The following is a 21,934-nucleotide window of genomic DNA, read 5'->3' as shown; positions in this document are numbered from 1 at the left end:
GGTCCTCCAGCCTGATCAGGCAACTCCTGCCCCCACTCCATTCTCCCCCACGAAGGTCCGTGACACCGTCACGAAGGAGAAGCGATGGTGCGAGCACGGCCCGTGCGTGCGCAACGCCCGCCGGTGGGCCGGAGTCACATACCCCTTGTGCTCCGCGAAGCCGTACTCGGGAAAGTCCGAGGACAGCTCCGTCATCATCCTGTCGCGTGTCACCTTCGCCACGATGGACGCGGCCGCCACGCAGGCCGCGACCTGGTCCCCCTTCCACACGGCCAGCGACGGCGCGGGCAGCCCAGGGACGGGGAAGCCGTCGGTAAGGATGTATCCGGGGACGAACGGCAACCGCGCCACCGCCCGCCGCATTCCCGTGACGTTGCACTTGTGCAGCCCGCGCGTGTCGATCTCGGCCGGGGGGATCACGACCACGCCGACCTCGGCCGAGGCCATGATCTTGGCGTAGAGCGCCGACCTGACCTCGGGAGTCAGCAGTTTGGAGTCGGCCAGCCCCGCGATCTCGCGCCTGAGCACGACGGCCGCCACCACCAGGGGTCCGGCGCAGGCGCCCCTGCCCGCCTCGTCGACTCCGGCGATCGGGGTCAGACCCCTGCGCGCCAGCGCCCGCTCGTAGGCGTAGAGCCCGGAATCGCGCCGGACAACGCTAGGACGTGGTCGAAACATGACACACGCAGCGTACGCCTCATCCGCGACTCACCGCACCTTGTCAAAGATCTCGGGCCTGCTGAGGATCGTGGCGCGGGAGAAGGGCCAGTAGATGGCCCACGCCCTGCCGATCACCTGGTCCTCGGAGATCCAGTCGCCGGCCTGGCGCACGTGGGTCCTGGAGTCGACGGAGGCGGAGCGGTGGTCGCCCATGAGCCACAGCTTGCCCTGCGGCACCGTGTAGGAGAACTTCTCGCCCGAGGGGAAGTCGTCGGGGTAGAGGTAGTCCTCGTCGAGCGGGATGCCGTTGACCGTGATGCGCTTGTTCGCGTCGCAGCAGGCGACCTTGTCGCCGCCGACGGCGATGACCCGCTTGATGGTGTCCTCGCCGTTCCATCCCTTGAACACCACGATGTCGCCGCGCTCGCTGGCGCCGTGGAGCTTGTTGACGCTCACCCTGTCGCCGACCTTGAGCGTGTTCTCCATCGACTCGGAGGGGATGTAGAACGACCGAATGACGAACGCCTGCAGCAGCAGCGCCACACCGATGCCCAGCGCGATCAGGAAGAACGTCTCCTTGAGCCCGCCTTTGCGCTTCTTGCTCTCTTCAACTGCCATGGGGGTACGGCTACCGCCTCGCAAGCCAGCGTCGGCGCAGCCAGAACAGCGGCAGGGCGCCCGCGAATCCGGCGATGGCCGGAGCGGCCCCCGCGAGAGCACTGGCGGGCTGCGCGAACGTCTCGGGGATGGACAGGGTCGTGGCCCTCGACAGGGGCCAGATGATGACGAAGGCGCGGCCGATGACCTGGTCGACAGGGATCGAGCCGCCACCGGGGCGGGAGGTGTGCTCGCGGGAGTCGAGCGAGACCTGCCGGTGGTCGCCCATCACCCAGAGCCGCCCCTCTGGCACCTTGGCCGTGAAGAAGCTCTGAGAGGGCACGTTTCCAGGATAGAGGTAAGACGATTCGTCCAGCGCGACGCCGTTGACCGTGACGCGCCCCTTGACGTCGCAGCACGTGATGGTGTCGCCGCCGACGCCGATGACTCTCTTGATGTAGTCCTTCTCGCCCGGCACGACGCCGAAGGCGGTGCCGGCCCAGTGGAAGAAGGCGGCGACGGGGTTGAGGGGCGGCTCGGGGGCGAGGTCCCCGTCCCACGAGTCGGCGCCGGAGAAGACCACGATGTCACCGCGCTCGATGTCGCGGGTGTGGTAGACGAGCTTGTTGACCAGGACCCTGTCGTTGGTCAGGAGGGTGTTCTCCATCGACTCCGACGGGATGTAGAAGGCCTGGAGCACGAAGGTCTTGACGACGAGAGCCAGCACCAGGGCCATGACCACGAGCACGGGGAGTTCTTTCCAGAACGACCCTTTCCTCCGGGCAGCCGCATCCACCTTGTTGTTCCGGCTCTCGCTTTTCATCGCTGACGAGCCTAGATGAAGGCCCTGCCCGAGGGACGGTACACGCGACCCGCGTCGCTCCACATAAAGGAAATGCCCCTGCAAAGCCGAACGGCCCCGTGACCTGCGTGGTCACGGGGCCGTTGCGGAAAGTCCTACTTGCCGGCGGGCATGGCCTCGCGCTTCTCGCGGATGCGGGCGGCCTTGCCGCGCAGGTCGCGCATGTAGTAGAGCTTGGCGCGACGCACGTCACCGCGGGTGACCAGCGTGATCTTCTCGATGATCGGGCTGTGGACCGGGAAGGTGCGCTCGACGCCGACACCGTAGCTGACCTTGCGGACCGTGAAGGTCTCGCGGGAGCCACTGCCCTGGCGGCGGAGCACGAAGCCCTTGAAAACCTGGACGCGGGAGCGGTTGCCTTCGACGACTCGGACGTGCACCTCGAGCGTGTCACCGGGGCGGAAGGCCGGGACGTCGCTGCGCAGGGTAGCCTTCTCGAGCTCCTGGATCTTCGTGTGCATGAGAGCGTTTCCTCAAAGTTGAGCGAGCATGCGGAGGTCCACCCGGCAGCGCCGGGACGCTGCGACGAGGGGGACACGCCTGCTGGTTGGATGAATCAGGTGGCCAACGACGGGCACACCAGCGACTCAGTCTGCCATATCTTCCGGCTCGGCGCGAAACGAGAGCAGCAGCTCTCTGTCTCGCTTGTCGAGAGCCGAGGCGTCGAGCGCCTCGACCAGATCGGGCCGGTTCCTCATCGTACGGCGCAGCGCCTCGTCCCTGCGCCACCTGGCCACCTTGCCGTGGTGTCCGGACAGCAGCACGTCGGGCACCTCCCGCCCTCTCCAGACCGGAGGCTTGGTATAGACGGGCCCTTCGAGGAGGTTGCTCATCGCGCCGGGGGCGAAGGAGTCGTCGACGGCCGAGCGGGCGTTGCCGAGCACGCCGGGCAGCAGCCTGCCGATCGCCTCGACCATGACCAGGACGGCCACCTCGCCGCCGGCCAGGACGTAGTCGCCGATGCTGACCTCGTCGACGCGCAGGCGCGTGCCGTACTCGGCCATGACACGGGAGTCGATGCCCTCGTAGCGGCCGCAGCAGAACAGCAGCCACGGCTCGTGGGCGAGCTCCTGGGCCAGCTCCTGGGTGAAGGGGCGGCCGCTCGGGGTGGGCACCACCATGCGGGGCGCGCCGTCGCCGATGATCGCGTCGATCGCCTCGCCCCAGACCTCCGGCTTCATGACCATGCCGGGGCCGCCGCCGTAGGGGGTGTCGTCGACGGTCTTGTGGACGTCGTGCGTCCAGTCGCGCAGTTGGTGCAGCCGCACGTCGAGGGTGCCGCGCTCGCGCGCCTTGCCGATGAGCGAGACGTCGAGCGGCGTGAAGTACTCGGGGAAGATCGAGACGATGTCGAGCCTCATGACAGCAGGCCCTCCGGCGGATCGACGACGATCCTGCCCCCTGACACGTCGACCTCGGGCACGAGCGCCTTGACGAACGGGATGAGGGCGTCGTCGGCTCCGTCGCGCCGTACGACCAGGAGGTCCTGGCCGTGGTGGAGCACGTCGGTGACCTCGCCGACCGGCTCGCCCGTCACGGTGACGACGGACAGCCCGATGAGCTGGTGATCGTGGAACTCGTCGGGGTCGTCGGAGGGCGCCACGTCGGCGGAGTCGATGACCAGCATCGTGTCGCGCAGGTCTTCGGCGGCCTCGCGGGAGGTGACGCCCTCGAAGCGCACCAGCAGGATGCCCTTGTGCCAGCGGTGCCCCTCGACCGACAGCGGACCGCGCGCGGCCGGCTCGGTGGCCAGGGTGGATCCGGGGGCGAAGCGCAGGCCCGGCTCGTCGGTGCGGACCTCGACGGTCACCTCGCCGCGCACCCCGTGGGGGCGGCCGATCCTGCCGACGACCAACTGCACCTTCGCCCTACCTTTCACGAAAACGCTGCTACGAAAACGGCCCCCACCGGACAGGCCGGTGGGGGCACGTCACTCCTCGTCTAGCGGACGGCCTCGTGCAGATCGAGCAGATCGACCCGCACGTACTTACCGTCGGACAGGGCGTTGATCACAGTGCGCAACGCCTTGGCCGTGCGGCCGCCGCGACCGATGACCTTGCCGAGGTCCTCGGGGTGCACCCGGACCTCGAGAACGCGCCCGCTGCGAATGCGACGGGCACGGACGCGGACGTCGTCGGGATTCTCGACGATGCCCTTCACGAGGTGCTCGAGGGCCTCCTCGAGCATGTCAGGCCTCGGCCGGAGTCTCAGCGGGAGCCTCAGCGGCGGGCTCCGCGGCCTCTTCCTTCTTCTTGGCCTTCTTCGGCGTGGTGGCGGTGGTGCCGGTGGCGCCACCGGACAGCGCCTCCTTGGCCGCGGCCTCGTAGATGGCGTGGCGGTCGGCCTTGGGCTCGGCGACCTTCATCGGCTCAGGGGCGGCCTCGCCCTTGAACTTCTGCCAGTCGCCGGTGAGCTTGAGCAGCTTGAGAACCGGCTCGGTCGGCTGCGCGCCGACACCCAGCCAGTAAGCGGCGCGCTCGGCGTCGATCTTGATGAACGAAGGGTTCTCCTTCGGGTGGTACAGGCCGATCTCCTCGATCGCCCGGCCGTCACGCTTGGTGCGGCTGTCGGCGACGACGATGCGGTACTGCGGGTTGCGGATCATGCCGAGCCGCTTGAGCTTGATCTTGACTGCCACGGTTGTGGTCTCTCCTGCATTAGAGCGTGGGTGAGCGTTTCCTCGCCGAGTGGGGCACGGCGGAGAGTCGGCTCGAGGGACAGGCGTGGCCGGCGGGAGGTGAGAGGGCACCCACCTGGTCACGGTGTTCCAACATGCCATTCTGCCAGATCCAGAACGGTGACCGGACCCGACACGGTGTTCAGCGGAAACTGACGCCCAACTGCTGCAACGCGGTGAGGGCGAAGATGGCGAGCACGAGGACCGCGATGATCACTTGTGCTCGCTTGCCGGACATCATTGCTGCCCCGGCAGTTTCAGCTTGGAGGGGTCGAAGCCCGGCGGCAGCTCCATGCCCTTGGGCAGCTTGCCGCCCAGGCCGCCGAGGTTGCCGAGCGCGCCGCCCATCGAGGGGGTCTCCTCGGCGGCGTCGGCCTTGCCCAGCGCCGCCTTGCGCGGGTCGCCGCTGACGCGCCGCCCCTTCTTGGCCTTCTTCTGCGCCGCCTTGGCCGCCTTGCCCCTGCCGCCAGGCATGCCGGGGATGCCCATGCCGCCCGCCATCCGCTTCATCATCTTCTGCGCCTCGAAGAAGCGGGTGACCAGGCCGTTCACCGCCGTCACCGACACGCCGGCGCCGCCCGCGATGCGCGCCCTGCGCGAGCCGTTGATGATCTTCGGGTCCTGCCGCTCGCCCGGCGTCATCGAGCGGATGATGGCGGCGATGCGGTCGAGGTCGCGGTCGTCGATGGAGTTGATCTGGTCGCGCATCTGCCCCATGCCGGGCATCATGCCGAGCAGGTTCTTGATGGGGCCCATCTTCTGGACCATCTGCATCTGCTCGAGGAAGTCTTCGAGGGTGAAGCTCTCGCCCGAGGTGAGCTTGCCCGCCATCTTGGCGGCCTGCTCCTCGTCGAAGGTCTTCTGCGCCTGCTCGATCAGGGTGAGGATGTCACCCATGTCGAGGATGCGGGAGGCCATCCGGTCGGGGTGGAAGGCGTCGAAGTCCTCGAGCTTCTCACCCGTCGAGGCGAACATGATGGGTCTGCCGGTGATGTGGCGCACCGACAGGGCGGCGCCGCCTCTGGCGTCGCCGTCGAGCTTGGTGAGCACGACGCCGTCGAAGCCGACGCCCTCCATGAAGGCCTGCGCGGTCGTGACCGCGTCCTGGCCGATCATGGCGTCGACGACGAACAGGACCTCGTCGGGCGAGACCGCGTCGCGGATGTCGGCGGCCTGCTTCATCATGTCCTGGTCGATGCCCAGGCGGCCCGCGGTGTCGATGATGACGATGTCGTGCTGGCGCTGCCTGGCGACGTCGATGGACTGCCTGGCCACGGCGACGGGGTCGCCCGCGCCGTTGCCCGGCTCGGGGGCGTAGACGGCGACCTGCGCCCGCTCGCCCACGACCTGCAGCTGGGTGACCGCGTTGGGCCGCTGCAGGTCGGCGGCGACCAGCATGGGCGCGTGGCCCTGGTCGCGCAGCCATGTGGCCAGCTTGCCCGCCAGGGTCGTCTTGCCCGCGCCCTGCAGACCGGCCAGCATGATGACCGTCGGCGGCGTCTTGGCGTAGCGGAGCCTGCGGGTCTCCCCGCCCAGGATCGCGATCAGCTCGTCGTTGACGATCTTGACGACCTGCTGGGCGGGGTTGAGCGCCTGGGAGACCTCGGAGCCGCGAGCCCGCTCCTTGACCTGGGCGACGAACGCCTTGACCACAGGCAGCGCGACGTCGGCCTCGAGCAGCGCGATGCGAATCTCGCGCGCCGTGGTGTCGATGTCGGCGTCGGACAGCCGACCCTTGGATCGGAGGGAGGAGAAGACCGATGTCAGCCGGTCGGAAAGCGTCTCGAACACGTGGTTGGCCAGTCCTCGAAGCGAATGTGCGTGGTCTTGCGACTCAGCCTAACCGCTATTGGAGACCGGGGACGGCCATGCGGATGGTCAACGCGTGCTCGACCAGGGTGATCAACGCGCTCTTCACCGAGTCGCGGGCGCGTGCGTCCAGCCTGACGATCGGCACGTGCTGCGACAACGTGAGCGCGTCGCGCACCTCGTCCTCCGAGTGGACCTGCTGCCCGTCCCAGCCGTTCAGGCCGACGACGAAGGGCAGCTTGGCCTCCTCGAAGTAGTCGATCGCGGGGAAGGAGTCGGCGAGCCTGCGGGTGTCGACGAGCACGACCGCGCCGATGGCGCCGCGCACCAGGTCGTCCCACATGAACCAGAACCGGTGCTGGCCGGGTGTGCCGAACAGGTAAAGGATGAGGTCCCTGTCCAGCGACACCCTGCCGAAGTCCATGGCCACGGTCGTGGTGGTCTTGTTCGGGGTGAGCGAGACGTCGTCGACGCCCGCCGAGGCGTTGGTCATGACCGCCTCAGTGGTGAGCGGCAGGATCTCCGACACCGCACCCACGAACGTCGTCTTCCCCACGCCGAAGCCGCCGGCCACGACGATCTTCGTCGAGGTCAGCCCGCGTTCAACAGGAAACGTGCCCATCAGAGCGCCATGTGAGGTTCGTGACCGCCGGCACAGGCGATGGCGGCCAATCTCGCATGTTTCCCGTGGCTAGAGCCTACGAAGTCCACTGAGCACCCTTTCGAGCAAGTTGACGTCGGGCTTTCCAGCGTCGAGCTGCGGCTGGTGCACCCGTACCAATCCCTCCGTCGCCATGTCCGCGATCAGCACCCTGACCACGCCGAGCGGGATCCGCAGCAGCGCCGAGATCTCCGCCACCGACCTGACGCTGCGGCAGAGCTGGCTGATGGCCGCGTACTCCGGCATGTAAGACAGGTCACGCGGCTCCACCGTGGCGGAGGAGACCAGCGCCTCCATCGCGAACTTCACCCGCGGCGCCGTACGTCCGCCCGTCACGGCGTAGGGACGGACCGGCGACGCGGGCTCGGCATGGGCGGGCTGCGGGGGCTGCCAGCCGCCGCCGGGGTTCCATCTGGGGTCCGTCACTACATCACCTGGTCTGGGTCGCGCGGAGCTCGGCGCGTACGGCAGGCGTGAGCACCTGACCCGCCCGCTCCACCATCAGCGTCATTTGGTAGGCCACCAGCCCCATGTCACAGTCGGGCGCGGCGAGCACCGCCATGCACGAGCCGTCGCTGATCGCCATGATCAGCATCAGCCCGCGCTGCATCTCGACGATCGTCTGGGTGACCGGTCCCCCCTCGAAGACCCTGGCCGCTCCCTGCGTCAGGCTGATGAGGCCCGATGCGATGGCGGCCAGCTGGTCGGCCCGGTCGGCCGGAAATCCCGAAGAGGCCGCCAGCGGAAGTCCGTCCGAAGAGACCACCACCGCGTGGGCGACTCCCGGAACACCACTGACGAAGTCGGTGATCAACCAGTCGACTCCGCGTGCCGCGTGGCTCAGGTCGCTCACTCGTCCTCCTCCCTGCTGTCAACGGTCTGCGGGCCGCCCGTGTAGCGGCCCTCGCTGATGTCGTCACGTGCGGCTCTGAACCCCTGCTGGAAGCTCGAGAACCTGTTGCGCACCCGCTCCGGCGAGATCGCCGGCATGGGCGCCACTCCCTTGGGCGCCGAGGTATCGGCGGAGCCTGGGATGAGGTTGGCCTTGGGCACCCGCTTGGGCAGCCCCGCGGCGGTGGCCCCGTCCCTGACGGGCTCACGTACGGCTTCGGCCGCCGACCAGCCCGCGTCGGCCTTGGCCGTTCCCCACTCCTCGCCCTTGTCGAACCAGGCCGACTCGACCGAGGCGAAGATCGGCAGGAACTCGTCGCTCTTGCCGCCCTTCACGGCGGGGATGGGCCCTGTCGGGTTCGACTCGACCTCGGGGAAGTCGTAGCGGCCGGTGCCTGAAGCGGCGGGCGGCCCGTCCTGGAAGGACCATGTTGAGGACTGGGTGGATGGCTGGTCGGACGGTGCGGCCTCGGGCCACGCCCCCTTGCTGGGGGCCCAGACATCGGCCTCGCCGCTGTCGAAGGTGCCGCCCGCCATGCGCGGGCCCGAGGCCCACGCGCCGGTGTCGGACGGCCACTGCGCCTTGCCCGCATCGGCGGAGGGCCACTGCGCCTTGCCCGCGTCGGTCGAGGGCCACTGCGACGCGGCGCCGTCGGTGGAGGGCCACTGCGCCGAGGAGGGCCACGAACCCGCGCCGCCGCCGGTGTCGGCGCCGCCCCAGCTCGGCATGGGCTCCGGTTCGGAGTTCCAGCCGCCGGGGCCGCCCATGCCCGTGCCAGGCTCAGAGGCCCACGCGGGCCCGGTGTCGGCGGTGAAGGCGGCGGGCCGCTGGATGTCGGCCGCCCAGCCCGCGGGCATCTCCACGCCCATGCTTCCCGCACCGGCCATCGCGCCCGATCCGGCCATCGCGGGCGTGGGCCCGCCCAGCAGCGCCTCGGGCAGCAGCACCATGGCGGTCAGACCGCCGCCGCCGTGCGGGCGCAGCTGCACCCTGACGCCGTGGCGGTGCGCCAGCCTCGCGACCACGAACAGGCCCATGCGGCGCGACACCGAGACGTCCACGGTGGGCGCGTCGGCCAGGCGGGCGTTGGCGTGGGCCAGCTCCTCCTGCGTCATGCCGATGCCGGAGTCGGTGACCGACACCATCATGCCGCCGCCGTCGATCCTGTTGCCCGAGACCACCACGTGGGTCTCGCGAGGGGAGAACGCCAGCGCGTTCTCGACCAGCTCGGCCAGCAGGTGGATGATGTCGTTGACGGCCTGGCCCGCGACGGCCGCGCCGCCGGGCACCTGAAGGTTCACCCTGTCGTAGTTCTCGACCTCCGACAGCGAGGCGCGGGCCACGTCGACCAGCTGCACCGGCTGGCTCCACCGGCGCGGCGGGTCCTGCCCCGCCAGCACCAGGAGGTTCTCCGAGTTGCGGCGCATGCGGGTGGCCAGGTGGTCGAGCTTGAACAGGTTCGCCAGCCGCTGCTCGTCCTGCTCGCCCTGCTCCAGGCCGTCGATGAGGGTGATCTGCCGCTCGACGAGCGTCTGGCTGCGGCGGGAGAGGTTGACGAACATGGCGTTGACGTTGGCGCGGAGCTTGGACTCCTCACCGGCCAGCCGTACGGCCTCGCGGTGGACCTCGTCGAAGGCCCGGGCCACTTCACCGATCTCGTCGTGGGAGGAGACGCTGATGGGCTCGATCTGCGCGCTCGCCTCGTCGCCCGACTCGCGCAGCGTGCGCACGGTGTCGGGCAGCCGGCGGCCGGCGATGTGCAGGGCCTCGCCGCGCAGCCTGCGCAGCGGCCTGACCAGCGAGCCCGCCATCACGATGGTGACCGCGAGGACGATCACCAGTAGGAGCACGATGACGCCACCGAAGATCAGCGCGCCGCGCTGCTCGGCTTCCTTGAGGTCACGGCTGCGCAGGATGATCGACTCGGCGAGGTCGGCCTCGACTTCGCGCATGCGGTCGATGGTGTCGGTGGCCGCGTCGAACCACTGTCCGCCGTCGCGGATGCCGCCGAGGTCGCGCCCCGCGATCGGCAGGTTCTGACCGGCGAGCACCAGCGCCCTGGCCCTGATGAACTCGGCGCGGTCCTTCTTCTGGCCGCTGACGGTGTCGTCGTACTTCACGCGCTGGGGCAGCGACGCCTCGGACCTGAAGGTGGCGATCTCGCTGTCGAGCTGGGCGCGCGCGGCGTTGATGTCGTTGAGCTCGGCGCCGGTGAACCGGCGTGCCATGAGGCCGGCCACGATGAGCGCGCGTTCGCGGGAGGCCTGTTCCTTGGCCCTGGACAGCGCGCCGAAGCCGGCGGTGCTGTGCGCGAGTTCGGGGTCGACGGCGCCCTGGTTGATGTTGTCGTTGAGCGCCAGGAGGTCGGTGACGATCCCGTGGTACTGGGCGATGACGGTCCTGACGTCGATCTGCGACTCGACGGCCGCCTGGCGGGCGCTGGGCAGGTTCTTGAGCCGGTTGGCGGCCCGGACGACCTCGGCGCGTTCGAGCGTGTCGGAGCTGGCCACCGCGTCGAGGGAGGCCTTGACCCCGGTGGCGGCCGAGTCGACGGCCGCGAACTGCTTCTTCAGCCGGGTGTCGCCGTTGCTCGGGCGGCCGGCCGCCACGTAGAGGGCGATGAGGTCGCGTTCGAGCTCCAGCTCGTGCGACAGGCCCGCCAGCTTGCCGGCGAGTTCGGCGGTCTCGTTGACGCGCTGGTACTCGGCCGCGCTGGCGATGGAGCTGGTGATCCTGAAGCCACCGAGGAGGAGTGCCGCGGTGGTGGGGATGACGATGAGCGCCAGCAGCTTTGACCTGACTCGCCAGTTGCGCAGCTTGAAGCTGCCTCCCGCGGTCCTCTTAGGAGGAGCGGCGACCGCCCCAGCCTCGCTGGGGGCGGGCTGCTCCTTGGAGCTGCCGGAAGGAAACACAGCGTCTCCACCGGACTCCCGGTCGCTGCGTGATGATGCAGTCCTCACTTGACGTCCGCAACCTCTCCTCGGATGGTCTGATGCGTGCGGATCACGTCATGCATTTGTTTGGCGTGCGACGCCAAGACATCCATGGGGCGAGTGCTTATTTGAGCACAACCACATTAGAACGGCCAATGCCGCACGCGTCGCAAGATTCCCACAACACACTAAATAACCGCAATGCGGACATATTTTCGGCCGTCCATTGCGTGTCGCCAAACCGGATGATCAGTGCATATATCCGGACAAAGCTCGCATTCTTCCCAAGTGTGTTTCGTTCGATCACCTCCGCTACGCTGACCCGTGATTCGGCACCCCCTGGGCCGCGCCTTCCGACCTGCCGTACCGACTCGCCTGCGACCGTCGTCCCGGTGTGGCCTCACACAGCTTGGAGACTTCATGCGGTTCGGGCTAATTGAGGAAATATGCGCGCTTTGACCGAGAATCGAGTCGTCTGCGGCGTGTTAGGCGTTCTGGCGCTGCTCTGCGCCGCCGAGCTCGCCGGCAGGACGGGCCTGATCAACCCGAACCAGTTCCCCCTGGCCTCGACGGTGCTGGTCATGGCCGCCGAGCTGATCGCCGATCCCGACTTCCTGGCCGACGTCCTCAACACGTTCACCGCGTGGGCCATCGGGCTGCTGGCGACGACGGCGCTGGCCGTACCGGTGGGGCTGCTGCTGGGCAGCGTCCCGACCGTGGAGCGGGCGATCAGGCCGGTGATCGAGTTCCTGCGCCCGATCCCCTCGGTCGCGCTCATCCCGCTGGCCGCCTTCATCTTCACCGAGCGGCTCGACATGAAGATCGCCATGATCGTCTACGCCTCCACCTGGCCGATCCTCATCAACACGATGTACGGCCTGAAGGAGGTGGACCCCGTCGCCAAGGAGACGCTGCGCAGCTTCGGCTTCAGCAGGCTCGCGGTGCTTCTCAGGGTCTCGCTGCCGAGCACGGCGCCCTTCATCGCCACCGGCGTCAGGCTCGCCGCCGCGATCGCGCTCATCCTGGCGATCAGCACCGAGTTCCTCGGCGGCGGCTCGGACGGCATCGGCACCTTCATCATCCTGGCCGAGAGCAGCCCCGACGGCGTGGCGCTCACCGTGGCGGCGACGCTGTGGGCCGGAGTGCTGGGGCTGCTCACCAACAGCGCGTTCGTCGGCGCCGAGCGGCGGCTGTTCCACTGGCACACGGCGAAGACGGGAGCGGCCGCGTGAACAGGAACCTGAAAAGGCTGCTCCCCTGGCTGCTGCCGCCGCTGATCGTGATCGTCTGGGAGGTCGCCACGCGGGCCATGGGCCATGCCTACTTCCCGTCGCCGTCCACCATCGTCGTCAAGATGCGCGAGCTGTGGTTCACCGGTACGGCGAGCACGCTGTGGCTCAACGACGACGCGCTGGAGCACATCCCGAGCAGCCTCGGCAGGCTGCTGCTCGGCTGGGTCGTGGCCGCCGTGGTGGGCATCGCGCTGGGGCTGGCGCTCGGCAGGTCGCCCGTGCTCTTCCGCTTCGTCGACCCGATCATCCAGTTCGGCAGGGCGCTGCCGCCGCCTGCGCTGCTGCCGCTGTTCCTCGCCCTGTTCTCCACGGGGCCGCGCATGCAGATCATCACGATCGCGTTCGGCATCGTCTGGCCGGTGCTGTTCAACGCCTGCGACGGCGCCCGCTACGTCGATCCGCTCCAGCTCGAGACGGCCAAGGTCTTCGCCATGTCACGGGCTGCGCGGGTGCGGCGGATCATCCTGCCCGCCGCGATGCCGAAGATCTTCGCCGGCCTGCGGCTCAGCCTGTCGCTCGCGCTGATCCTCATGGTGATCAGCGAGCTCATCGGCAGCACGGACGGCATCGGCTACCAGTTGCGCGACTCGCAGCGAGCCTTCGACATCCCCGGCGTGTGGGCCTCGATCGCCCTGCTCGGCATCCTCGGCTTCACACTCAACTGGCTGTTCATGCTGGTCGAGCGCCGGGCGCTGGCCTGGCACCGCTTCTCACAGCGCACCGCCTAGCCATTTCCGTTTCATCCCGGGCGAATCCTGTTTAGGGGGTTCGCCCGCTTAATGTCCGATTGAGGGTTTGGAGCGTTCCTTTATCGGATTATTGTGTCATCTTCAACTATTGCCCAGATATAGGGAGATTTCGCGACGTGCGCTAAACTCCTGCCCTCAAGATCACATCTATGGATGTGCGTTCCGCACGTCTTCTTTCAGGAGTGTTCATGTCCGGTCTCCGCCGTCGCATGCGCATCAGTGCCCTGTTAATCGCCGCAACGACCATGGTCGCCGCCGGCTGCGGCGGGGGGTCGGAAACGGCGAGCCCCAACAAGGGCGGGCTCGAAAAGACCAGCATCACCGTCGGCATGCTGCCGTTGCCCGAGGTCGCGCCGATCCAGATCGGCATCGACAAGGGCTTCTTCAAGGCCGAGGGCCTCGACCTCAAGTTCGAGCCGATCCAGGGTGGCGCCGCCGCCATGTCCGACCTGGCCAGCGGCAAGTACGACGTCCTGCACAGCAACTACGTCTCGGCGATCCTGGCGACCTCCTCGGGGGTCGCCAAGCTGAAGGTGGTCGGCGAGGCCTACGTCGCCAAGCCGAACAACTTCATGCTCATGACGAAGAAGGACTCCCCGATCGCCACGGTGGCGGACGTCAAGGGCAAGAAGATCGGCGTCAACACCAAGCAGAACGTGGCGACCCTCACCATGAGCGCCTTGCTGAAGGTCCACGGGCTCAAGCCCGAGGACGTGGAGTTCGTCGAGACGCCGTTCCCGCAGATGGTCGGCGCGCTGGACGCGGGCCAGGTCGACGTGGCCTGGCTGCCGGAGCCGTTCCACGAGGTCGCCTCCTCGAAGATGGGCGCCAAGACGCTGGCCGACCTGATGCAGGGCCCGACCGCGGACTTCCCCATCGCCGGCTACCTTGTGACCGAGGAGTTCGGCAAGGCCAACCCCAAGACGGTCGCCGCCTTCCAGCGCGCGCTCACCAAGGCCATCGAGCTGGCCATCAGCAACTCGGAGGAGGTCGACGCCGCGCTGGGCAAGTACACCAAGATCGACGCGGCCACGGCCGACCTCATGCAGTTGGGCGGCTACTCCACCTCCGTGAACCCCACGCGGCTGCAGCGGGTCGCCGACCTGATGCTGGAGTTCAGCTACCTGAAGTCGAAGTTCGACGTCAACACGATGATCTACAAGTAGGGCGCGAGCGGACCCACGTGGCTCTCAGGGCTTCACGCCCTGGGGGCCACGCTCCATGAGGGCCTGGTGTTGAGCGCCTCGACGTCCTGGTCGGTCAGCCGGTGCTGGTTGCCGGCCACGGCCGCGAGCTCCTCGGTCGTCAGCACGTCGGCGATGTCGTCGAAACCCTCCGGCGCCCGCTCGGAGATCATCTTCATCGCCTCGTCCATGGGCAGCGACCGGTGCGCCAGCGTCAGCGCGGCCGTCTCCTCCCTGCGCTCCCCCTCGTAGGCCGCCAGGCCCGTCACCACGTCGGGCGCGGTCGCCAGGCACCTGGCCAGCACTCGGGCGTCGAGGACGGCCTGCGAACCGCCGTTGGAGCCCACCGGGTACATGGGGTGGGCCGCGTCGCCGAGCAGCGTCACCCTGCCCGACTGCCATCGGGCGAGCGGCTGCCTGTCGACCATCGGGTATTCCAGGATCCGCGCCGAGCCCTCGATGAGCGCCCGCACGTCGCAGTGCGGGTACTTCCAGTCGGCGAAGTGCGCGAGCACGTCCTCCAGACGGCCCTTCCTGGTCCAGTCGGCCTCCCCCGCGGCGCTCCTGTCGGCCACGGGCGCCTCGGCCACCCAGTTGATCAGCGGGCGTCCCGCGGCCGAGGCGCGGGCGGAGATGGGGTAGGCGACCATCTTCGCCTGCAGGCTGGAGCCCGCGACGAGCACGGTGGACCCGTCGAGGATCGGCTCTGCCTCGCACACGCCGCGCCACATCCTGACGCCGGTCCAGTGGAGCGGGTCGCCGACCGGGTTGAGCTTGGCGCGCACGGCCGAGTGGATCCCGTCGGCGCCGACGAGCACGTCCGCCCGCTCGCGCGTGATCTGGCCGCTCCGCACGTCGCGCAGCACGCCCTCGACGTGATCGTCGTCCTGCTCGACGTCCTCGAAGGCCGTCGCCGTCCTGACCGCGTCGGGGCCCAGGCGCTCGACCACCGCGTCGAGCAGGAGCAGCTGCAGCTCGCCCCGGTGGATGGAGAACTGGGGCCACCGGTAGCCCGCCGACAGCCCCCTGGGCAGCGCGACCACGACTCCGCCGAACCTGTCGGTGAAGGTCATGTAGCTGGTGCGCACCCCGGTCTCGGCCAGCTTGTCGCCGAGCCCGAGCTCGGTCAGCTCCCTGACGGCGTGCGGCTGCAGGTTGATGCCGACGCCGAGCGGGCGCAACTGCGTGACGGAGTCGACGACCACGCAGTCGATCCCGGCGGCGTGGAGGCTGAGCGCCGTGGTGAGCCCGCCGATTCCCGCACCAACGATGAGAGCGCGCATCTGTCCCCCCGCGATCGACAACGCCCAGCATTTCAACACATGGCCGACGGATAAGCCAACCTCACGAAAACGGCCGGAACAAATCACCGCATAATTGACAAATCAGACATTACCTAGCCCCTTTATAAAGGCTCTCCGATAGAGTCTGGATCATCTTTCCGACCCCCAGCGGCCCCTAGGATCCAGCGTGCTTGAGATATCGAACCTCTCCCACGTCTACGGCAGCGGCCCCAGCGCCCACCATGCCATCGAGGGGCTGGATCTGAGCGTCGCCGAGGGCGAACTGCTCTGCATCGTAGGCCCCTCGGGCGCGGGCAAGTCCACCCTCCTGCGCTCCATCGCCGGGCTCATCCAGCCGACGGGCGGCGAGGTGCGCATCGCGGGCGAACTGGTCAAGCAGACGCCCGACAACCTGGCCGTCGTCTTCCAGGACTACAGCCGCTCCCTTTTCCCCTGGATGTCCGTCGCCGAGAATGTGGCGCTGCCGCTGCGCCGTAAAGACATGAACAAACAGCAGCGCAGGGCCGCCGCCATGGAGGCGCTGGAAAGCGTCGGACTGGAGAACGCGGGCAAGAAATACCCCTTCCAGCTTTCCGGCGGCATGCAGCAGCGGGTGGCGATCGCCAGGGCCCTGGCCTACCGCCCCAAGCTGATGCTGATGGACGAGCCGTTCGGCTCGGTCGACGCGCAGACCAGAGAGGACCTGGAGGACCTCGTCCTGCAGGTGCGCGGGCACCACCAGATGACCATCGTGCTCATCACCCACGACATCGACGAGAGCGTCTACGTCGGCGACAGGGTCGTGGTGCTGTCCAAGGCGCCCGCCCACATCGTCGGCGACCTGAAGGTGGAGCTGCCCTCCCCGCGCGACCAGATCTCCACCCGCGAGCACCCCGACTTCGTCCACCTTCGCGCCGAGGTCGGACGCCTCGTGCGCGGCGTCGAGAGGACCCACGCGTGAAGCGAGCAGCACTGGCGATCGTCCTGGTGACGGCCCTGGCCGCCTGCGGCGGGGGCGGCGGCACCGGCGGCGACGCGGCCCAGGAGAAGACGACGCTGACCGTCGGCGTGGTCCCCGTGCCCTCCTCGGCGCCGCTGTTCATCGCCGAGAAGAACGGCTTCTTCAAGGCCGAGGGGCTGACGGTCAAGACCGAGATCATCCAGGCTCCTCAGGCGGTCATGCCGAAGATCCTCAACGGCAGCATGGACGCCTTCCTGACCAGCTACGTCTCGCTGCTGGCCATCAACGACTCGGGCGCGGCCAAGCTGCGGCTGTTCCAGCACGTGCAGACGGCGGCGCCGGGCATCGCCAGCGTCGTGGTCCCCAAGGACTCCCCCGTCAAGAGCGCGGCCGACCTCAAGGGCAAGACGGTCGGCGTCAACGTGCTCCAGGCGCTCGGTCAGACCGTCACCAACGCGCACCTGCAGCAGGCGGGGCTCAAGCCCGAAGACGTGAAGTTCGTCGCGGTGCCGTTCGCCGACCAGCTCACGGCGCTGTCGACCAAGAAGATCGACGCTGCGTGGCTGGTCGAGCCGTTCCTGAGCGCCGCCAAGAAGGGCGGAGCGGTCGAGATCATCGACACCACCTCGGGGCCGACGGCGGGCCTGCCGCTCGACGCGTGGGGCGTGTCGGAGGAGTGGCTGACCAAGAACCCGAAGACGGCCGCGGCCTTCCACCGCGCGCTGGCCAAGGCGCAGCAGATCGTCAGCACCGACCGCGAGGCGATCAACGCCGTCATCCCCACCTACACGCAGATCCCCGCCGAGACGGCGGCGGCGATGAAACTCGGCCAGTTCTCCGCCGAGGTGGACAAGGCCGAGTTCCAGAAGCTGGCCGACCTGCTGCACGGCTACGGCTACCTGAAGACCAAGCCCGACGTCACGACACTGATCCCCGCCAGGATCGGATGACCCCCGCTCGTCGTCAGGCGCTGGGCGTCGCGGGCGTCCTCGGCTTCCTGCTCCTGCTGGAGGCCGCGGGGCGCGCGGGGCTTATCGGGGTGCTGCCGCCGGTGTCCGCCGTGCTCGTGACGGCGGCGGGCCTGGCGGTCGACGGCGCGTTCCTGTCCGACGTCGGCGTGACGCTGGCCGCATGCGCGTCGGGGCTGCTGATCGCGGTGGTGACGGCGGTGCCCGCCGGGCTGCTGCTGGGCACGGTCCCCGCGGTCGAGCGGTCGGTGCGCCCGCTGGTGGAGTTCCTGCGTCCGATCCCCTCGCTGTCGCTGATCCCGCTGGCGATGTTCGTCTGGACCGACAGCCAGGACGCCAAGACCGCACTGGTCGTCTACACCTGCTCGTGGCCCCTGCTGATCAACACGATGTACGGCCTGGCCGACGTCGACCCCGTCGCCAAGGACACCATGCGGGGCTTCGGCTTCGGTCCCCTGTCGATCCTGTGGCGCGTCTCCCTGCCGAGCACCGCGCCGTTCATCGCGACGGGCGTGCGCATCGCCGTGTCCGTCACGCTGATCGTCGCCGTCAGCGTGGAGCTGATCGCGGGCGGTGCGGGCGGCATCGGCACCTTCCTGGTGCAGGCGGGCAGCGCCAACAGGGTCGACAGGATGCTGGCCGCCACCATCTGGGCCGGCGCCCTGGGCCTGGGCGCCAACGCGCTGTTCACCGCGGCCGAGCGGCGCCTGTTCGGCTGGCACCGGGCGAGAGCGGGTGAGGCCACGTGATCAGACGACTGTTCGGTCCGCGGCGGGCGAGGGCGGGTGAGGCCGCATGATCAGGCGACTGGCCTGGTACTGGCTGCTGCCCGTCGCGGCGCTCGCCTGGGAGGTGGCCACCCGCGCGGTCGGCGCGGTCTACTTCCCGCCCCCGTCGACGATCCTGGCCAGGATGCACGAAATGTGGTTCGCGGGCCCGCCCACCCGCCTGTTCCTGACCGAGGAGGCGGCGGGCGACCTGCTGCCGAGCCTGGGCAGGCTGGCCGCCGGATGGGCGGTGGCCGCCGCGGCCGGGGTCGCGCTCGGCCTCGCGCTGGGCCGCTCCAGGTGGCTGTCGGCGCTGGTGGAGCCGCTCGTCCACTTCGGCAGGTCGGTGCCGCCCGCCGCGCTGCTGCCGGTGTTCCTGATCTTCTTCAGGGTCGGCACGCCGATCCAGCTCGCCGCGATCGTGTACGGCGTGCTGTGGCCGGTCCTCATCAACGCCATGGACGGCGCGCGCTACGTCGACCGGCAGTACCTCGACACGGCCCAGGTCTTCCACCTGCGACGCTGGCCGATCGTGCTGGCCGCGGCCGGGCCGAAGATCTTCGCTGGCCTCCGGCTGAGCGTCGCCCTCGCGCTGATCATGATGGTGATCTCCGAGCTGTATGCCAGCAGCGAGGGCATCGGGCACCGCATGCGCGAGGCGGAGGGCAGCTTCGACATCCCCGCGATGTGGGCGGGCATCGTGCTGCTGGGCATCCTCGGCGTCGTGCTGAACGGGGCGTTCCTGGCGGTGGAGCGCAGGGCGCTCAGGTGGCATCGGGGCCGTACAGCCTCTTGATCGCCGCCTGCTGCCGCTCGACGAACCACCGCCTGGTCGGCGGCCCCGCGGCCAGGTCGCCGGGGCGCTCGACGTCGTGCCTGCCGTACTCCTCGGCCCAGAGGGCGGGCTTCACCCTGGCCAGCAGGTTGCCCATGCCGGGGCGGCGGCGGTAACGGCGCAGCGCGGCCAGGTCGAGTTCGGCGGCTGCCACCAGCGACTCGCCCTGTCCCGCCTGGGCGAGCGGGCGGCCCTCGAAGTCGATGAGTTCGGAGCCGCCGCTGGTGGAGTCGCCGGGGATGGGCAGCCCCTCCAGTCCGCCGCTGTTGGCGCAGACGACGTAGGCGAGGTTCTCGATGGCCCTGGCCCGCCGGGCGATCGCCTTCGGGGTGAGCCCGGGCGCGGAGGCCTCGGAGGTGGGGTTGCAGAACACCTCGGCTCCGCGCAGCGCCAGTGCCCTGGCCAGCTCGGGGTAGAGGATCTCCTCCGAGGCGAGCACCGCCAGGTTGCCGAGCTCGGTGCGGGCGACCGGCAGCACGGCGTCCATGCCGTAGACGTCGAGGTAGCGATCCCACACGTCGTAGGGGCTCGGGGAGAACATCGAGTGCAGCCGCCGGTAGCGCAGGACGGCCTCACCCGCCGGGTCGAGGATGACCGTGGCCTGGAAGAACAGCTCGGGAAAGTGCGGGTCGCTCTCGTAGGCGTTGACGCACAGGAACAGGTCGTTGCCGCGGGCGATCTCGCCGAGCGCCAGGTACTCGGGGCCGTCGGGGTCGAGCGCCGCCTTCGTCCGCCACTCGGCGACGCTCTCGCCGAAGGGGAACCCGGTCAGCACGTACTCGGGCAGCACCACCAGGCGCAGGTCGGGCCCGATCCACGCCTTGGCCGCCGCGGTCTGGGCGGCGATCCTGCCGATCGCGGAGTCGACGAGCGCGCGCGGCTCGGCCGAGCCGTTGACCGCCTCGGTCCTGACCTGCAGGGCCAGGGCCCGGAAGGCGCTCACCCGACGCGCTTCTCGTCGATCAGCGTACGGCGCACGCACTCCCCCGCCCTGATCCACTGCCACACCCTGCTGCGGGTCGTGCCGTCCTCGCTCAGGACGATCAGCTCGAACAGCCTCAGGTCCTCGTCCTCGGCCTTGAAGACCCAGTTCAGGTAGATGGTGGAGGCGTCGACCTCCCAGAACTCGCCCCTGATCCGCTCGGTGTCGAAGGCGCATCTCCCGGCGCCCAGGTAGGTGCCGGGGAACTCGTGGCGTTCGCTCCTGCCGTCGTCCCAGGTGTACTCGTTGACCTGGTGGTAGGCGAGGTCGTCGACGATCGAGCAGGTCACGAGGGAGCGGTGCAGGTCCACCACCTGGCCGAGGCTGTCGAGGTGGCGGTAGGTGCCCTCCCACCGGCCCTCGTGCCTGGCCAGCAGCGGCATCTCCGCGCGAAGTCCCATCTATACGCTCCAGACGGATCGGGATGATCGGTTCACCAGGTGGGCTCTGCGCCTGACGAACCGGTTGAGGGCGGCCGGGCCCATGCGGGAACCGCCGAGCCCGGAGAGGTTGAACGAGTGCTTGTCGCCCTCGTGGACGAAGGCGGTCAGCGCGGCGTCGTTGACGCTGACCGCGCCCACCCGCAGGCGGGAGGCGACCTGCCTGGCCTCGTCCTCGGTGGCCGCGAACACGGCGGCCGACAGGCCGTAGACGGAGTCGTTGGCCAGCGCGACCGCCTCGTCGACGCCGTCGAAGGGCATCAGCGGCAGGACGGGCCCGAAAGTCTCCTCCGTCATCACGCGCATCGAGTGGTCGACGCCGGTCAGCACGGTCGGCCGCATCCAGTGGCCGCCGCCGTGCCGTTCGAGCTGCCCGCCGGTGTGCACGACCGCGCCCCGCTCGACCGCCTCGGCCAGGTGGGAGGGGATGACGCCGGTCCTGATCAGCGGGCCCACGGGCCCGCCTTCGCAGGTGAGCCGGGTCGCCTTCGCCTTGTCGACCAGCAGGGCGAGGAAGTCGGCGAAGACCTCGCGGGCGACGTAGACGCGCTCGATCGACTGGCAGGCCTGGCCCGCGTTCGCGGTGCCGCCGCGCAGGATCGCGGTGGCCGCCCTGTCGAGGTCCGCTCCGGCCAGCACGATGGCGGGGTCCTTGCCGCCCAACTCCAGGAAGGCGGGGATGAAGGCGCGGGCGGCGGCCTCGGCGACCTTCCGGCCGGTGGCGACGCCGCCGGTGAACACCAGCGCGTCGACCAGCCCGACCAGCGCCTTTCCCGTCCTGGCGTCGCCCTCGACCACGTGGAGCGGCAGCTCGGGCGGCACCAGCCGCATGAGGGGTTCGACGAACCTGGGCGTCAGCTCGCTGGGCTTGACCAGCACCGCGCATCCGGCGGCCAGCGCGGGAACCGCGTCGATCAGGCCGAGCAGCAGGGGGAAGTTCCACGGGCTGATCGCGCCGACGAGCTCGTACGGCACCGCCTCGCCGCCCACCACGATGCCAGGGACGGAGGCCGGCTCCTCGGGCCGGTCGGCCAGGAGCGCAGGCGCCTGCCGTACCCATCGGTCGATGACGGCGGCCACGGCGCGCCGTTCGAGCTCCGACTCCGCGTGGCGGCCGGTGTCGGCGACCAGCGCGGCCAGCAGGCGCTCGTCACGGGCGATCGCCGCGCCGAAGGCGGACAGCGCCGCGCCCCTGTCGGCCCCGCGCCAGGCCGCCGACCGCGAGCGCAGCGAGAGCGCCGTCGCGGCCAGTTCCTCGGGCGGCACCGGCGACAGCGGGCGCTCGGGCTCGCCTGTGAGAGGGTTCACCACCATGATCACAGTCGACAATAGCCGCAAGCCCGGCGGATCTCCACCGCCGGGCCAGGACCGGGGCCACGGAG

At 69.4% G+C, this 21,934-nt stretch carries 24 protein-coding genes; 7 read left to right on the top strand and 17 right to left on the bottom strand.

What is annotated here, in order from left to right; translation table 11 throughout:
* Positions 1–15: 15 nt before the first annotated feature.
* The 13 genes from ACFXJ8_RS17375 to ACFXJ8_RS17315 all read right to left on the bottom strand — a co-directional run bounded on the left by ACFXJ8_RS17375 (position 16) and on the right by ACFXJ8_RS17315 (position 11,070).
* Positions 16–678 (bottom strand): ribonuclease HII, encoded by a 663-nt coding sequence (locus ACFXJ8_RS17375; protein WP_379644900.1) that lies wholly within the window; start codon positions 676–678, stop codon positions 16–18.
* Between the two features lie 30 nt (positions 679–708).
* Positions 709–1,278, bottom strand: a complete 570-nt coding sequence (lepB, locus tag ACFXJ8_RS17370) for a signal peptidase I (RefSeq protein WP_379644899.1) — start codon at positions 1,276–1,278, stop codon at positions 709–711.
* Between the two features lie 10 nt (positions 1,279–1,288).
* On the bottom strand, positions 1,289–2,005 hold the full coding sequence (lepB, locus tag ACFXJ8_RS17365; RefSeq protein ID WP_379644898.1) for a signal peptidase I: 717 nt from the start codon (positions 2,003–2,005) through the stop codon (positions 1,289–1,291).
* Between the two features lie 209 nt (positions 2,006–2,214).
* Positions 2,215–2,580 (bottom strand): 50S ribosomal protein L19, encoded by a 366-nt coding sequence (gene rplS / locus ACFXJ8_RS17360; protein ID WP_379644897.1) that lies wholly within the window; start codon positions 2,578–2,580, stop codon positions 2,215–2,217.
* A gap of 126 nt (positions 2,581–2,706) precedes the next feature.
* Entirely contained in the window at positions 2,707–3,480 is a 774-nt protein-coding gene (gene trmD, locus ACFXJ8_RS17355) for a tRNA (guanosine(37)-N1)-methyltransferase TrmD (RefSeq protein ID WP_379644896.1), read from the bottom strand.
* A complete protein-coding gene (rimM, locus tag ACFXJ8_RS17350) occupies positions 3,477–3,980 on the bottom strand; it encodes a ribosome maturation factor RimM (RefSeq protein WP_379644968.1) in 504 nt (167 codons plus the stop codon). The genes trmD and rimM overlap by 4 nt, the downstream gene beginning before the upstream one ends.
* A gap of 80 nt (positions 3,981–4,060) precedes the next feature.
* The gene (locus ACFXJ8_RS17345) at positions 4,061–4,306 is read right to left on the bottom strand and encodes an RNA-binding protein (RefSeq protein ID WP_192780433.1); all 246 of its coding nucleotides are present in this window, start codon (positions 4,304–4,306) and stop codon (positions 4,061–4,063) included.
* Position 4,307: 1 nt separating this feature from the next.
* Positions 4,308–4,757, bottom strand: a complete 450-nt coding sequence (gene rpsP, locus ACFXJ8_RS17340; RefSeq protein WP_379644895.1) for a 30S ribosomal protein S16 — start codon at positions 4,755–4,757, stop codon at positions 4,308–4,310.
* Between the two features lie 276 nt (positions 4,758–5,033).
* Positions 5,034–6,587 carry a signal recognition particle protein gene (gene ffh, locus ACFXJ8_RS17335; RefSeq protein ID WP_379644894.1) on the bottom strand — a complete coding sequence of 518 codons (1,554 nt, stop codon included), beginning with the start codon at positions 6,585–6,587 and terminating at the stop codon, positions 5,034–5,036.
* A gap of 55 nt (positions 6,588–6,642) precedes the next feature.
* Positions 6,643–7,227, bottom strand: a complete 585-nt coding sequence (locus ACFXJ8_RS17330; RefSeq protein ID WP_379644893.1) for an ATP/GTP-binding protein — start codon at positions 7,225–7,227, stop codon at positions 6,643–6,645.
* A gap of 69 nt (positions 7,228–7,296) precedes the next feature.
* Positions 7,297–7,692 carry a DUF742 domain-containing protein gene (locus ACFXJ8_RS17325; protein ID WP_379644892.1) on the bottom strand — a complete coding sequence of 132 codons (396 nt, stop codon included), beginning with the start codon at positions 7,690–7,692 and terminating at the stop codon, positions 7,297–7,299.
* Positions 7,693–7,696: 4 nt separating this feature from the next.
* Positions 7,697–8,119, bottom strand: coding sequence for a roadblock/LC7 domain-containing protein (locus ACFXJ8_RS17320; RefSeq protein WP_379644891.1), 423 nt, complete (start codon positions 8,117–8,119; stop codon positions 7,697–7,699).
* Positions 8,116–11,070, bottom strand: a complete 2,955-nt coding sequence (locus ACFXJ8_RS17315; protein ID WP_379644890.1) for a nitrate- and nitrite sensing domain-containing protein — start codon at positions 11,068–11,070, stop codon at positions 8,116–8,118. The genes ACFXJ8_RS17320 and ACFXJ8_RS17315 overlap by 4 nt, the downstream gene beginning before the upstream one ends.
* Positions 11,071–11,537: 467 nt before the next feature.
* Here ACFXJ8_RS17315 and ACFXJ8_RS17310 point away from each other — a divergent pair, with 467 nt between their 5' ends.
* The 3 genes from ACFXJ8_RS17310 to ACFXJ8_RS17300 all read left to right on the top strand — a co-directional run bounded on the left by ACFXJ8_RS17310 (position 11,538) and on the right by ACFXJ8_RS17300 (position 14,298).
* A complete protein-coding gene (locus tag ACFXJ8_RS17310; RefSeq protein WP_379644889.1) occupies positions 11,538–12,323 on the top strand; it encodes an ABC transporter permease in 786 nt (261 codons plus the stop codon).
* Positions 12,320–13,111, top strand: coding sequence for an ABC transporter permease (locus tag ACFXJ8_RS17305; RefSeq protein WP_379644888.1), 792 nt, complete (start codon positions 12,320–12,322; stop codon positions 13,109–13,111). Before ACFXJ8_RS17310 ends, ACFXJ8_RS17305 begins: the two co-directional genes overlap by 4 nt.
* A gap of 209 nt (positions 13,112–13,320) precedes the next feature.
* The gene (locus tag ACFXJ8_RS17300) at positions 13,321–14,298 is read left to right on the top strand and encodes an ABC transporter substrate-binding protein (protein WP_379644887.1); all 978 of its coding nucleotides are present in this window, start codon (positions 13,321–13,323) and stop codon (positions 14,296–14,298) included.
* A 32-nt stretch (positions 14,299–14,330) separates the two neighbouring features.
* Here the strand turns inward: ACFXJ8_RS17300 and ACFXJ8_RS17295 are convergent, their stop codons facing one another.
* Positions 14,331–15,599: a flavin-dependent oxidoreductase gene (locus tag ACFXJ8_RS17295; RefSeq protein ID WP_379644886.1), complete on the bottom strand. Its 1,269-nt coding sequence runs from the start codon at positions 15,597–15,599 to the stop codon at positions 14,331–14,333.
* Between the two features lie 187 nt (positions 15,600–15,786).
* Here ACFXJ8_RS17295 and ACFXJ8_RS17290 point away from each other — a divergent pair, with 187 nt between their 5' ends.
* The 4 genes from ACFXJ8_RS17290 to ACFXJ8_RS17275 are packed head-to-tail and all read left to right on the top strand — an operon-like array spanning position 15,787 to position 19,091.
* A complete protein-coding gene (locus tag ACFXJ8_RS17290) occupies positions 15,787–16,560 on the top strand; it encodes an ABC transporter ATP-binding protein (RefSeq protein ID WP_379644885.1) in 774 nt (257 codons plus the stop codon).
* Positions 16,557–17,510 carry an ABC transporter substrate-binding protein gene (locus tag ACFXJ8_RS17285; RefSeq protein ID WP_379644884.1) on the top strand — a complete coding sequence of 318 codons (954 nt, stop codon included), beginning with the start codon at positions 16,557–16,559 and terminating at the stop codon, positions 17,508–17,510. The genes ACFXJ8_RS17290 and ACFXJ8_RS17285 overlap by 4 nt, the downstream gene beginning before the upstream one ends.
* Positions 17,507–18,277: an ABC transporter permease gene (locus ACFXJ8_RS17280; RefSeq protein ID WP_379644883.1), complete on the top strand. Its 771-nt coding sequence runs from the start codon at positions 17,507–17,509 to the stop codon at positions 18,275–18,277. The genes ACFXJ8_RS17285 and ACFXJ8_RS17280 overlap by 4 nt, the downstream gene beginning before the upstream one ends.
* 46 nt (positions 18,278–18,323) lie before the next feature.
* Positions 18,324–19,091: an ABC transporter permease gene (locus ACFXJ8_RS17275; protein ID WP_379644882.1), complete on the top strand. Its 768-nt coding sequence runs from the start codon at positions 18,324–18,326 to the stop codon at positions 19,089–19,091.
* Here the strand turns inward: ACFXJ8_RS17275 and ACFXJ8_RS17270 are convergent.
* Genes ACFXJ8_RS17270 through ACFXJ8_RS17260 form a run of 3 tightly spaced genes read right to left on the bottom strand, consistent with a single transcriptional unit; the run spans position 19,060 to position 21,860 of the window.
* Positions 19,060–20,073, bottom strand: coding sequence for a nitrilase-related carbon-nitrogen hydrolase (locus ACFXJ8_RS17270; RefSeq protein WP_379644881.1), 1,014 nt, complete (start codon positions 20,071–20,073; stop codon positions 19,060–19,062). The genes ACFXJ8_RS17275 and ACFXJ8_RS17270 overlap by 32 nt on opposite strands.
* Positions 20,070–20,513 carry a DUF3598 family protein gene (locus tag ACFXJ8_RS17265; protein WP_379644880.1) on the bottom strand — a complete coding sequence of 148 codons (444 nt, stop codon included), beginning with the start codon at positions 20,511–20,513 and terminating at the stop codon, positions 20,070–20,072. Before ACFXJ8_RS17265 ends, ACFXJ8_RS17270 begins: the two co-directional genes overlap by 4 nt.
* A complete protein-coding gene (locus tag ACFXJ8_RS17260) occupies positions 20,514–21,860 on the bottom strand; it encodes an aldehyde dehydrogenase family protein (RefSeq protein ID WP_379644879.1) in 1,347 nt (448 codons plus the stop codon). It abuts the gene before it with no gap.
* Positions 21,861–21,934 lie beyond the last annotated feature (74 nt).

It is taken from the genome of Nonomuraea sp. NPDC059194, assembly GCF_042754765.1.
Lineage (GTDB): Bacteria > Actinomycetota > Actinomycetes > Streptosporangiales > Streptosporangiaceae > Nonomuraea.
Note: the sequence above shows the minus strand (reverse complement) of the source record. Positions and strands in the feature narration are given on the sequence as shown.